The organism is Hungatella hominis (assembly GCF_014288005.1).
Taxonomy (GTDB): domain Bacteria; phylum Bacillota; class Clostridia; order Lachnospirales; family Lachnospiraceae; genus Hungatella; species Hungatella effluvii.
This window is the reverse complement of the sequence record NZ_JACOPB010000023.1, coordinates 82,534-93,902: the sequence shown is the minus strand read 5'-3', so window position 1 is coordinate 93,902 and position 11,369 is coordinate 82,534. Positions and strand designations below refer to the sequence as shown.

Here is an 11,369-nt window from a genome sequence, read left to right as displayed (position 1 = left end):
TCGCAAGAGTAAGACCCCTTGAAGACGACGAGGTAGATAGGGCAGAGGTGGAAGCATGGCAACATGTGCAGCTGACTGTCACTAATAGGTCGAGGGCTTAACCAAGTTGGTTTAGGTTGCCAGAGCACTTAACGAGGTAGTTTCGAGTTTAGTGCGAGGCATGTCAAAACACTTAGTGAGGTTGTTCACGAACTTAGTGTTTTGGCTGTCAGAAATGGCAGAGGAAGTAAGAACGGATGAAAAGATATGTACAATGTGTGGTTTTGAGGGTATATGCCTAAAAGAAAAGTGGAAATCCTGTTGTTAAGGATTTTCACTTTTTTCGTATGTTTCATTTTGTGAATTATAGGGGGAGAAAGCGTATATGCATAGGACAAAATGGAAACCGTTAGTCAAGAAACTGCCATATATTTTTCCGACGGTAATGGCTCTGGGAGCGGCATTATGTCTGTTATATACCGTATGGAGCCACAACTTTTATCGAGATCGCAAATTTAACTACTACATAGGGCAGTTTGGTCTCAATGGGCGTTTTGTCAGCGGTGATAATGTAATTGCTCAGCTGGGGAATCCGGAGGAAATACGGTATTTCTTTCGGAATGACGACCCAAAGGATCAGCTCGATTATATTCTTTTGAATTACGGTGCCTATGATTTTGGGATTCTGGGAGATTCTGTGGAGGGAACTATTGTGAAGATCGGTGTAAAGGCACCAGGGATAATTCATTTAAGGGGCAGTCTAGATATCGGCTCAGATAAAAACGAGGCTGATCGGGTATACCGCTGTGAGCGGATTATGAAGGGAGAGTATGGTTTTATTCTGGGAAAAGACCATGTGATCGCGGATGGCGGTGGAATCTGGATCAGCCTTAATCTGGACGAGGAAGAAAAGATTACGAACATAGTCATAACGGACGGACTTTAGGATAGGGCATATTGGATGTCATAATCCTATATAATATGCTTTTCCGGGGAATTGTGATTTTCATGATCAGTCTTATTTCTTTTCCAGTTCATCTCTCAGCCGATTGAAAAAGAGTTTCGCAGCCGGAGAAAACGTCTGGTATTTTTTTGTGACAATAAAGAGATCCACTTTTAAGGCCGGCGACAGAGGACGGAAGGTGAGATTACGGCTTCCTTCCGTATTGACCAGATTAGCAAGACAGAGCGCGTAGCCCATTCCCTGCTCGACCATGAAGGTAGCGTTGTAAATAAGGCTGTAGGTTGCCACAATATTCAGTGTGTCAAATATCTCTCCAAACAGCTCAAGGCGCTGGCGGCCGCTGTAGGCCTGTGCGGAAGCAATAAGCGGAAGCCCCTGTAAATCGTCAAAGGATACGGTCTCCTTCTCCGCAAGCGGACAGTCTCTCGGCATCAGAAGTCCGTAGCTGTCACTTCTCGCCAGATTCAGATAATCGTATTTTTCATGCTGCATGGGCCCCAGCAGAAGTCCCAGATCCAACAGCCCCTTGTCCAGCCGTTCCATTACCGCTTCGGCATCTCCGCTGAATATGTGAAAATGGACGTGCGGATAGTCATTCTGGATTCCCTTGAATATTCCGGTGATAAATTCCATAGCCGGAGTTTCCCCGCATCCCATATAGATATCACCGCTGGTCAGCTCCTCATCCGTGTGAAATGCCGATTCTGTCTTTTCCATCAAATTTATCATTTCCTGCGCCTTGCTTCGCAGATAGGCGCCTTCTTCTGTAAGCGTAATCTTTTTCTTCCCTCGTATGAGCAGCTGTTTTCCCAGCTGTGCTTCCAGCTCCATCATCTGCTTGGAAAGCGTCGGCTGGGTAATGTGCAAAGCATCGGCGGCTTTCGTTATGCTCTGTTCTCTTGCTATGGCAAGGAAATAGGAAAGCAGTCTTATTTCAATCATGGAATCACCTCTTCTGTTTCATCATAGCAGGAAAATACCATTTCAGTCAACTATCTGCAGAAGATAAAATACCATTCCTTTTAGCTATGGAAAAACATTCTGCATAACTATTTGATATTTAATAAGAACTGTTCTATGATACAGATAGCCATTCACTACATATCGTTGCCAACAAGTTAAGAAAGGGGGCGTAATCATAAGATGAGAGATACAGCAGTATTTGTGTGTACGCTTATGCTGGTTTTCGCCGCATGCGGATGCAGCAGGGCAGAAGCGGCTGATTCGCAGCCTATTGTTCAGGAAGAGGAATCGGCGGATAAAGGAGAGGTGCAGATGAGAATTTATGTTACATCAAATGGAAATACAATCGTTTATGGGCTGAATGACAGCCAGGCGGCGAAGGATTTATATGCACAGCTTCCCCTGACCATTGAAGTGGAAGATTACAGCACGAACGAAAAAATATTTTACCCGTCTGAAAAGCTTGATGCTTCTGACGCTCCTGTAGCTGATGAAGGGAAAGGTACCCTGGCCTATTATGCACCGTGGGGAGATGTGGTGATGTTTTATGATCATTTCGGGAAGAGCAGCAATTTATATGAACTGGGAATGGTGATATCCGGTGAGGAGTTTATAGAAGCTTTATCAGGGAGTGTTGAAATTACGGGAGAAAATGAGAAGGTGGAAGAATGAAAAAATATAGGGCTGTTATCGGTCTGATATTTGTATTGATGTGCATTCTGGCGGCATGTAGTCCCCAAAAAGATACAGCGGCGGGCGAGACTGAGGGGGAGACTACGGTAACACAGGTAGATGAACCGTCAGAAAAAAGCGTTCTAATTGCGTATTTTTCCTGTACAGGAACAACGAAAAAGGCGGCAGAATATGCTGCGGATCTTCTGGGAGCTGATCTTTATGAGATAAAGGCGGCAAAGCCCTATACGGAAGCGGATTTAAACTATCGTGACAACACCAGCCGCACCAGCCTGGAACAGAAGGATGCTTCTGTCCGTCCGGCTATTTCCACCGGTGGACTCATGGGGCAGGATACGACAGGCAGCGCTGACTTAAGCTTGTCAGAATATGATGTTATATTTCTGGGGTATCCCATCTGGAACGGCCAGGCTCCCAGAATTATCAATACATTTTTGGAAAGCTATGATTTATCGGGGAAAACTGTAGTGCCGTTTTGTACCTCTGCCAGCAGCGGGATCGGTTTAAGTGCTGAAAATCTCAAAGGTTCCTGCTCTGACAGCGCAGTCTGGTACGATGGAATCCGGTTTGGCAGCGCGGTGTCCGCGGATGATGTGGCTGAGTGGATTCATGAGCTGGATCTTCCGGGCAGACAAGAACGGTGATGGTATGAAAGGTTATCTGGATAACGTTATTACGGTCGAACGGAACCTGAAAGATGCCGGGTGTGATGAAACTCTGGTAAAGGAGTTTATAAAATTGATAAAGACAGGCGAGAGAAAAAGACAACTCAGAATGCTGGAAAAGCATAGAAGTAACCTTCTGGAAGAGATACATAAGAATGAAAAGAAGATTGAGTGTCTGGATTATCTGGTCTGTCAGATGGAGAAGAAAATGGGTAAAAAGATTGTGGTATTGTCAACCAGCCCGCGAATGGGCGGAAATTCTGAGATGATGGCGGATGCATTTATAAGAGGAGCGGCCGAAGCAGGCCATGAGGCGGAGAAGATACATCTCTATGATAAGAAAATAGAATTCTGTAAGGGCTGTCTGGCCTGTCAGCATACGGGAGCATGCGTCATTCGGGACGATGCGGCAGTGATTGTGGAACAGATGCGCCAGGCTGACGTACTGGTATTTGCAACCCCCATCTACTTTTATGAAATGTCAGGTCAGATGAAAACTCTTCTGGACCGGACCAATCCCCTGTTTCCAGGAGAGTATGCATTTCATGATATATATCTGCTGGCCGCTTCGGCAGATGAGGAGGCATCTTCCATGGATGGGGCGGTAAAGGGACTGGAAGGCTGGATCAGCTGCTTTGAGCAGGTACACTTAGCTGGTGTGATCCGGGGGGCAGCAGCCGATAAAAAAGGAGAAATTGAAAATGTACCGGAGGCCCTAAACTCTGCTTATGAGTTTGGAAGGAATGTGTAGACAGCAGTCGCTAATCCGGAGATAACGTGGTGACAGAACCAGGTGACAGAAAGAAAGGAAAACAGGATGAAAGTAATAAAACAGGAATTTTTAACGGGTGAAAGGGCGTTATTTCAGGGGAAGGACTTGAAAATCTGCGATACGACCTTTGCCGATGGGGAATCCCCTTTGAAGGAGAGCAGAAATATTGAACTGTATGGAAGCATGTTTAAGTGGAAATATCCGTTGTGGTACAGCCGTGACATTAAGATGGAGGATTGTGTACTGTTTGAGATGGGAAGAGCCGGGATCTGGTATACCGAGAATATTTCCATGAAAAACTGTACCATCGATGCGCCAAAGACATTTCGCCGTGCTTCGGATATCCGGCTCACCCATGTAACCATGCCGAACGCAGGAGAGACACTGTGGAATTGTGACCGGGTTACCATGAATCAGGTGACGGCAAGAGGCGATTACTTCGCCATGAACAGCAGGAATATGGTGATAGACGGCTTTGAACTGACAGGAAATTACTCTTTTGACGGTGTGAAACAGACGGAGATCCATAACGCCAGGCTGCTCTCAAAGGATGCGTTCTGGAACAGTGAAAATGTAACCGTTTATGATTCCTTTATCTCCGGTGAGTATTTAGGCTGGAACGCAAAGAATCTTACCCTGATTAACTGCACGGTTGAGAGCAGTCAGGGCATGTGCTACATTGACAATCTAGTCATGAAAAATTGTCGTCTGTTAAATACGACGCTGGCCTTTGAATACTCCACCGTGGACGCGGAGATAAACAATACGATTGACAGTGTCTTAAATCCCAGCGGCGGCAGAATAAAGGCGCAGGGAATCAAAGAGCTGGTTATGGATGCGTCCAGAGTGGATGTGACAAAAACTGCTGTTCAGATGCAGGAACTGAGAGAGGCGGTGTAAGATGTCCCATGATTTTGATAAATTGACAGACCGGCGTGGAAGTAACTCTTTAAAATGGGATATCACGGAGCGGGAACTGCCCATGTGGGTGGCGGATATGGATTTTGAAACCGCACCGGAGATTACGGAATCGCTGAAAAAACGGGCGGAGCACGGAATCTTCGGTTATACCATGGTGCCGGAGGCATGGAGGGAGGCGGTCGCCGGATGGTGGCAGCGGCGTCATAACTTTGAAATGGCTCGGGATTGGCTTGTATTCTGCACCGGTGTGGTCCCCGCTGTTTCCAGCGCGGTCCGTAAACTGACGACAGCGGGGGAAGCTGTGCTGGTACAGCCTCCGGTCTATAACATTTTCTATAATTCCATCTGCAACAATGGCCGCAGGGTCATAGAAAACCGGCTTTTATACGATGGGAAGGGTTACAGGATAGACTGGAAGGACCTGGAGAACAAGCTTAAGGATCCTCAGACTGCACTGATGATTCTCTGCAATCCCCAAAATCCTACCGGATCCATCTGGAGCAGAGAAGAGCTGGGAAGAATCGGGGAACTGTGCGCCGCCAATCACGTTACGGTGATTTCCGATGAAATTCACTGTGACTTAACCGAGCCGGGATACGACTATATTCCATTTGCATCGGTATCAGAGGAATGCGCACAGAACAGTATTACCTGCATTGCACCGACAAAGGCGTTTAATCTGGCCGGTCTGCAGACTGCGGCGGTTGCGGTGCCCAACGAATACTTAAGGCATAAGATGGAGCGGGCATTAAACAACGATGAGGTGGCGGAACCGAACGCATTTGCCATTGACGCGGCGATTGCCGCATTTACACAGGGAGAGGAATGGCTGGACGATTTGAGAAACTATCTGGCAGAAAACCGCCGGATCGTCAGAAGCTTTCTGGAACGGGAACTGCCCAATGTTTCTCTTGTGCAGTCCCATGCAACGTATTTGCTCTGGCTGGACTGCACAAGAGTGCTTGGGGGCGCGGCGGAGCTATGCCGTTATCTCCGCAGGGAAACGGGCCTTTACCTGTCGGCCGGCGCCGCATACGGCGGCCATGGAAACCAGTTCCTCCGTATGAATATTGCCTGCCCCGCGTCGAGAGTGGAGGAGGGGCTAAAGCGCCTGAAAGCGGGAACAGACGCTTATGAACAGTATACAGCGGAATGCTGTTAAATCGACGATTGTCATTTATTTCGCAGTCAAATCCCTTTGTGCCCTTGCGCCGGCAACCTCTTCCGGAGACTTTTCGCGGAGACGCACCGCACCACGGTATCCGTCTCTGGTAGGAATCCGGTCTCCCGAGGAGAGACGTTTTTTTGCAAGCGCTATTTCGTCTTTGTACTGTGGGAGCCACTGCTCCTGAGCTGCCAGCATTTCGTCAACCATCTGCCAGATTTCCGGCGGATTGCAGACGGCGCCGGTGAGCGGGTCCATTAAGGCGGCCTGTTTTAGGAGGGTGACGTCTCCGGCAGCCGCGGCTTCCACCGACAGGCGCTGTACCCAGATGGACTGGGAGCACACGGCAGCAGGGCCGAGGGGAAGATCACCGATTTTCGGTACACTGATGCCGTTTCCGTCTACGTAGCAGGGAACCTCGACCACACATTCATAGGGCAGGTTGGATATGCAGCCTTCGTTCATCATATTGAAATGGCCGCGGTACATGCGTCCGGTTTCCAGGGATTCGATGATGTAGGAGCCGTGTTCCAGGCCACGGTCGGAGCCGTCGTATTTTTTCGGCGGCTCAGCCAGAATTTTTGGATAATCGGTTTCAAACCAGCGGCGTTCTTCCCGGGTTACCCGTAAATATCCGCCGGTCTCTCCGTGGATCCAACGGCTTAAATCGATCCAGTCCTTTATTTCATCGGGCCGTTTTCTGTACCATGCCACATATTCGGATAAGTGGCCGTTTGATTCTGTGGAATAATACCCGAACCGTTTTAAGATATCGATGCGGACTTTTTCCTCCTCCCGGTAGGTTTCGTGAGCCTCGAAGGCGGGAAGTAGCTTTTGCAGCATGGATTCCCCATGATGGCTGATGGATATGTACCAGGTCTGGTGGTTGATTCCCGCACAAACGAAATCGAGCTCATCTCTGGGAATGCCAAGTACTTCGGCGATCTGCTGCTCACCGTGAATCTCACCGTGGCACAGGCCGATGGTTTTTACCTTGCCGTACTTGTTGCAGGCCCATGTAGCCATGGCGTTTGGATTGGAATAATTGAGCATGACGGCGCCGGGGGCAGCTACTTCCCGGATGTCTTTGCAGAAGTCCAGCATGGCGGCAATGACGCGCTGCCCATACATGATTCCGCCGATGCAGAGCGTGTCGCCGACACACTGGTCAACACCGTATTTCAGCGGTATTTCAATATCAGTTTCAAACCCTTCCAGTCCACCAATGCGGACACAGTTAATGATATATCTGGCATCCTGAAAGGCCTCTCTGCGGTCCAGGGTAGACTGAATCTTTGTTGCAATTCCATTTGCCTCCAGATCCCTCTGGCATAAGTCGGTGACCTTTTTTAAGTTGTCCTCACTGATGTCTGTAAACGCGATATCGATGTCCCGAAACTCCGGAACTGACATGATATCTGTGAACAGTGTCCTTGTAAAAATCAGACTTCCGGCACCGATAAAAGCAATTTTAAATTTCATATGTTTGTATCCCCTTTCTCAGTTAAGCTTTGATTGTAGTATACAGATTCTTCGAAGAGGATGCGCATGAAATTGAAACGCCTTTTTCTCAAATGCAATAAATTGTTGGCTGAATAGATAACGATATGCTACAATAAAAGGAAGGAATGTTACGGAAAAAGAGGGAAGGCTATGGCAGATAATACAATGGCGAGTTATGCATATCCGCGTTATGCATATCCGGCCGCATATTATGCGGTGGCGCTGGATTATTTTCAGATGGAAGCACACAGACATGACCAGTGGGAGATCATGTATCTGGTAACCGGTACGTGCCGGGTTGAGGTGGAAGGCGTTCTGGTGGAAATGGAGGAACGGCAGTTCATCTGCATCCGTCCGGGGATTCCGCACAGGCTGGAAATCAATCAGGGAGAGCGCAGTGTACTGTTAAATTATGAGTTTTCCTGTCTGGATAAGATGGGCGGAACGGATTTGAACAGCCTGGCCGAAAAGGACGCCGGCTTTGCGGAGTTGATGGTATCCCCGGAGCCGTATCTGCTGCTCACCGACTACGGAAAGATGGAATACGTATTGAAGGACTTGATTTCCGAGCTGGAGAGACGGGATCGAAACAGTTATTTACTGGATCTGATCTTTCAACGAATGCTGATGGAGTGGTCAAGGTGCACTCAGGATAATGAAGGGGTAACGGGCATGGTTCATCTGAAAAAAGCCCGGAAATATATCGGGGAGCACTTTCGGGAAGATATCCGGGTGGAGGATGTGGCGAAATACGTCAGCCTCAATCATTCATATCTGCAGACTCTGTTCAGCAAAGCCTACGGATGCGGAATCATGGAGTATATCAATAACCAGCGGTTGGAGCGGGCTCAGTTTTTGCTGAAAAACAGCAGCATGAATATTGTGGACATTGCCTTTGAGGCCGGGTTCAACAGCCGGCAGCATTTTGGGTATACCTTTCAGAAGAAGTACCGCTTAAGCCCCAAACAATACAGAAAATTGAAGGGACAGAATATTGCGGCTGATACAGGAAAATGGCAGAAGAGTCTGAGGGAAAATGGGGAGGCGGCGGGGGCGAACCGGTTGATTTAATGGTTTGCTACTAATCGAGATTGCTGCAGCCATAAAAATGATTTGAAGGTATGAAGGCGGTTTTTACATTTTGTGAAAACCGCCTTCTTTTTGTTGCTTAATGGATAGGGGACAGCATCACGATTTGGCACTTTAAAATATAATTGCAAAATTCAAGTAAATTATAATTGAATTCAAGTAAAAGCAGGAATAATATAATGCCATAGACAAGACATATAAGACAAAAATATTAGAAAAATATAATAAGAAAGGAGAAAAACAGACATATGTTACAACAAAAAGATAATACCCTTCGCACGTGCAAAGAACTGCTGCTTGAATTTCGTAAAGAAGAAATTCAAGTAAATTCAAGTAAAATAAAGTTCTCTCTCAAGCAGACCGGAAAAGACGTCTATAATATTACGGCACCATTTTTGGCGGATGGAAAGACCTGGATTGCAGGACGGGTCGAGGCGAGAGACAGTGAGTATTCCAGGATTGGCTTTTTCGAAGAGAGCGAAGGCGAGTGGGTGGAAACAGAACGGGAAGCCTTAAACCTTCAGGATCCATTTGTGACGAGGATCGGAGGGAAACTGGTCCTTGGGGGCGTGGAAGTATTCGATGATGAGGAACGGCCGGGATACTTAAACTACAGAACTGTATTTTACCGGGGTGATGGAATCCTTGATTTGAGCAGATTTGCTGTGGGGCCAGACCGGATGAAAGATATCCGCCTCTGTGAGCTGGAGGAGGGAAGGATTCTGGTACTTACCAGGCCACAGGGGGAACGGGGTGGACGCGGAAAGATCGGTTATCGTTTCTTTGAAAGTCTGGACGAGTTAGATGCAGAAAGCCTGCAGCAGGCGACGCTTATGGAACATCAGTTTATACCAGAGGAATGGGGCGGAGCAAATGAACTCCACCGCTTATCTGGCGGGAAAATCGGAGTGCTCTCCCATATCGCAGGATTTGACACGGAAGGAAACCGGCATTATTATTCCACAGCGTTCTGCTTCAATCCTGAGACAGGGGAGTACGGTCCTATGAAAATGATCGCGGAGCGAAGAAATTTCCAGCCGGGACCAAGTAAAAGACCGGATCTGGAAGATGTTATATTTTCCGGCGGGCTTGTGAGGCTCGGGGGAGGAAAAGCGGAATTGTACTGCGGAGTCAGCGATGCAGAAGGACAAAAGGTGCTGATCGACGATCCATTTGATGAATATGAAAACAGATAGAAGGAGAAGAGACTTATGAAAAGAATGAAGAGAGTAGTGGCGATTGCAGCAGCGGCAGCTATGACAGCATCCGTGATGACAGGATGCGGAAAATCAGGAGGTAATGAGCCGGCAGCCAATCATGGAGGAGCCTCTGGAGAGGTGGTTTCCGTTGATTTCTGGACGGCGCCTCAGCAGGTTCAGTATAACTTCTGGGAATCCAAGGCACAGGCGTTTAACGAAGCAGGCATCACTGTTGATGGAAAAAAGATAGAGGTAAAGGTCCAGCAGATGCCGGAATCCCCATCTTCAGAAGCCGGAATTCAGAATGCAATTGCAACAGGGACCGTACCGGCTGTATCGGAAAATATCAACCGGGGATTCGCAGCAACTCTGGCGGCTTCCGGAGCAGTCTATGACCTGTCTGGCGAGACATGGTTTACAGATGTGATTGAGGCCAGAAAGATGGAAGATACGATCACAAACTGGGCGATTGAGGGGAAACAGTATGTGCTTCCGGTCTATGTCAATCCGATGATATGGCAGTGGAATATGAAAGCCTTAAAGGCTCTGGGGTTTGATTCGGCACCGAAGACCGTGGCTGAATTTACAGCCGTTATTACCGAATTTGCCGCACAACGTGATACCACCATGAAAGAGATGGGGGTTACCCATTCCTTCTACCGTCCGTCCTTAACCCGTCCGGATCAGTGGTGGGACAGATGGTATGATTTTCAGATGCCTTACGAAGCTCTGACAGGGGGAAAACCGTGGGTAGAGGGCAATAAACTGGTACTCGATAAGGAAGGCGCAGTCGAAGCGTTTGAACTGATTGGCCTCTTTGGCAATTCAATCCAATCCGGCGAAATATCCAGCATCTGGACAGAGGCAAATCCTTCCGTACTCGTGACAATCAACGCACCATGGGAGATTTCGCTCTATCGTGAAAACAATAAGGTCTACGGAGAAGATTATATTTACGGACAGGCAATTGTAAAGAATGAAGGTGATATTCCTTATAACTTTGCTGATTCCAAAGGTCTTGTCTTCTATAAAAATAAGAGTATTACAGATGAGGAACATGCCGGCGCAGTGGAATTTGTAAAGTGGGTTTATAACAAGGAAAATTCTGCACAGACCGATCTCGACTGGCTGAATGCCACGACGATGCTTCCGGTCAGAGGTGATTTAAATGACAATGAAATGTTTGCCGACGTTATGAAAGAGTATCCGGAGTTAGCTGCACTGGCGGAAGCTGTGCCGTATGCGATTCCGAGTATTGCGACAGAAAAGGTAACTGATATACAGACAGCACTGACCGAGAGCGGAACAGCGCCGTATATGAATGAAGTTATGAATGCAGAGCCTGGAAATGCACCGGATGCCACTCCATATGTAGAGGCGGCTATGGAGGCCATGAAGCAGGTGGGTGGTCTGGAATAGGCTGTTGATCGGGGACAGGAATCGTTTTCCTGTCCCT

General features: G+C 47.8%; 11 protein-coding genes and 1 rRNA gene. 10 read left to right on the top strand and 2 right to left on the bottom strand.

Annotation, left to right across the window (positions count from 1 at the left end):
• Both H8S75_RS28860 and H8S75_RS28855 read left to right on the top strand, forming a co-directional pair.
• Window positions 1-105 (top strand): 23S ribosomal RNA (locus tag H8S75_RS28860); the annotation flags it as partial.
• Between the two features lie 259 nt (window positions 106-364).
• Window positions 365-925 carry a hypothetical protein gene (locus H8S75_RS28855; protein ID WP_187024469.1) on the top strand — a complete coding sequence of 187 codons (561 nt, stop codon included), beginning with the start codon at window positions 365-367 and terminating at the stop codon, window positions 923-925.
• A gap of 72 nt (window positions 926-997) precedes the next feature.
• Here the strand turns inward: H8S75_RS28855 and H8S75_RS28850 are convergent, their stop codons facing one another.
• Window positions 998-1,885, bottom strand: a complete 888-nt coding sequence (locus tag H8S75_RS28850; protein WP_187024468.1) for a LysR family transcriptional regulator — start codon at window positions 1,883-1,885, stop codon at window positions 998-1,000.
• 201 nt (window positions 1,886-2,086) lie between these two features.
• Between H8S75_RS28850 and H8S75_RS28845 the strand changes: the two genes are divergently transcribed.
• The 5 genes from H8S75_RS28845 (at window position 2,087) to H8S75_RS28825 (ending at window position 6,119) form a co-directional block, all read left to right on the top strand.
• Entirely contained in the window at window positions 2,087-2,578 is a 492-nt protein-coding gene (locus H8S75_RS28845; RefSeq protein WP_243270505.1) for a cyclophilin-like fold protein, read from the top strand.
• On the top strand, window positions 2,575-3,243 hold the full coding sequence (locus H8S75_RS28840) for a flavodoxin (RefSeq protein WP_187024467.1): 669 nt from the start codon (window positions 2,575-2,577) through the stop codon (window positions 3,241-3,243). The genes H8S75_RS28845 and H8S75_RS28840 overlap by 4 nt, the downstream gene beginning before the upstream one ends.
• A complete protein-coding gene (locus tag H8S75_RS28835) occupies window positions 3,188-4,015 on the top strand; it encodes a flavodoxin family protein (protein ID WP_432764209.1) in 828 nt (275 codons plus the stop codon). The genes H8S75_RS28840 and H8S75_RS28835 overlap by 56 nt, the downstream gene beginning before the upstream one ends.
• Before the next feature lie 66 nt (window positions 4,016-4,081).
• Complete coding sequence (locus H8S75_RS28830; protein WP_187024466.1) at window positions 4,082-4,936, top strand: DUF3737 family protein; 855 nt, start codon at window positions 4,082-4,084, stop codon at window positions 4,934-4,936.
• A 1-nt stretch (window position 4,937) separates the two neighbouring features.
• The gene (locus H8S75_RS28825; RefSeq protein ID WP_187024465.1) at window positions 4,938-6,119 is read left to right on the top strand and encodes a MalY/PatB family protein; all 1,182 of its coding nucleotides are present in this window, start codon (window positions 4,938-4,940) and stop codon (window positions 6,117-6,119) included.
• Between the two features lie 15 nt (window positions 6,120-6,134).
• On the opposite strand, the gene H8S75_RS28820 is transcribed toward H8S75_RS28825, so the two are convergent.
• Window positions 6,135-7,604 carry an alpha-glucosidase/alpha-galactosidase gene (locus H8S75_RS28820; RefSeq protein ID WP_187024464.1) on the bottom strand — a complete coding sequence of 490 codons (1,470 nt, stop codon included), beginning with the start codon at window positions 7,602-7,604 and terminating at the stop codon, window positions 6,135-6,137.
• Window positions 7,605-7,775: 171 nt separating this feature from the next.
• On the opposite strand from H8S75_RS28820, the gene H8S75_RS28815 reads away from it, so the two are divergent.
• From H8S75_RS28815 to H8S75_RS28805, 3 genes are all read left to right on the top strand, one after another.
• Entirely contained in the window at window positions 7,776-8,696 is a 921-nt protein-coding gene (locus H8S75_RS28815) for an AraC family transcriptional regulator (protein WP_187024463.1), read from the top strand.
• Window positions 8,697-8,962: 266 nt separating this feature from the next.
• The gene (locus H8S75_RS28810) at window positions 8,963-9,910 is read left to right on the top strand and encodes a DUF1861 family protein (protein WP_187024462.1); all 948 of its coding nucleotides are present in this window, start codon (window positions 8,963-8,965) and stop codon (window positions 9,908-9,910) included.
• Between the two features lie 15 nt (window positions 9,911-9,925).
• Window positions 9,926-11,332 (top strand): ABC transporter substrate-binding protein, encoded by a 1,407-nt coding sequence (locus H8S75_RS28805; RefSeq protein WP_187024461.1) that lies wholly within the window; start codon window positions 9,926-9,928, stop codon window positions 11,330-11,332.
• Window positions 11,333-11,369: the final 37 nt, after the last annotated feature.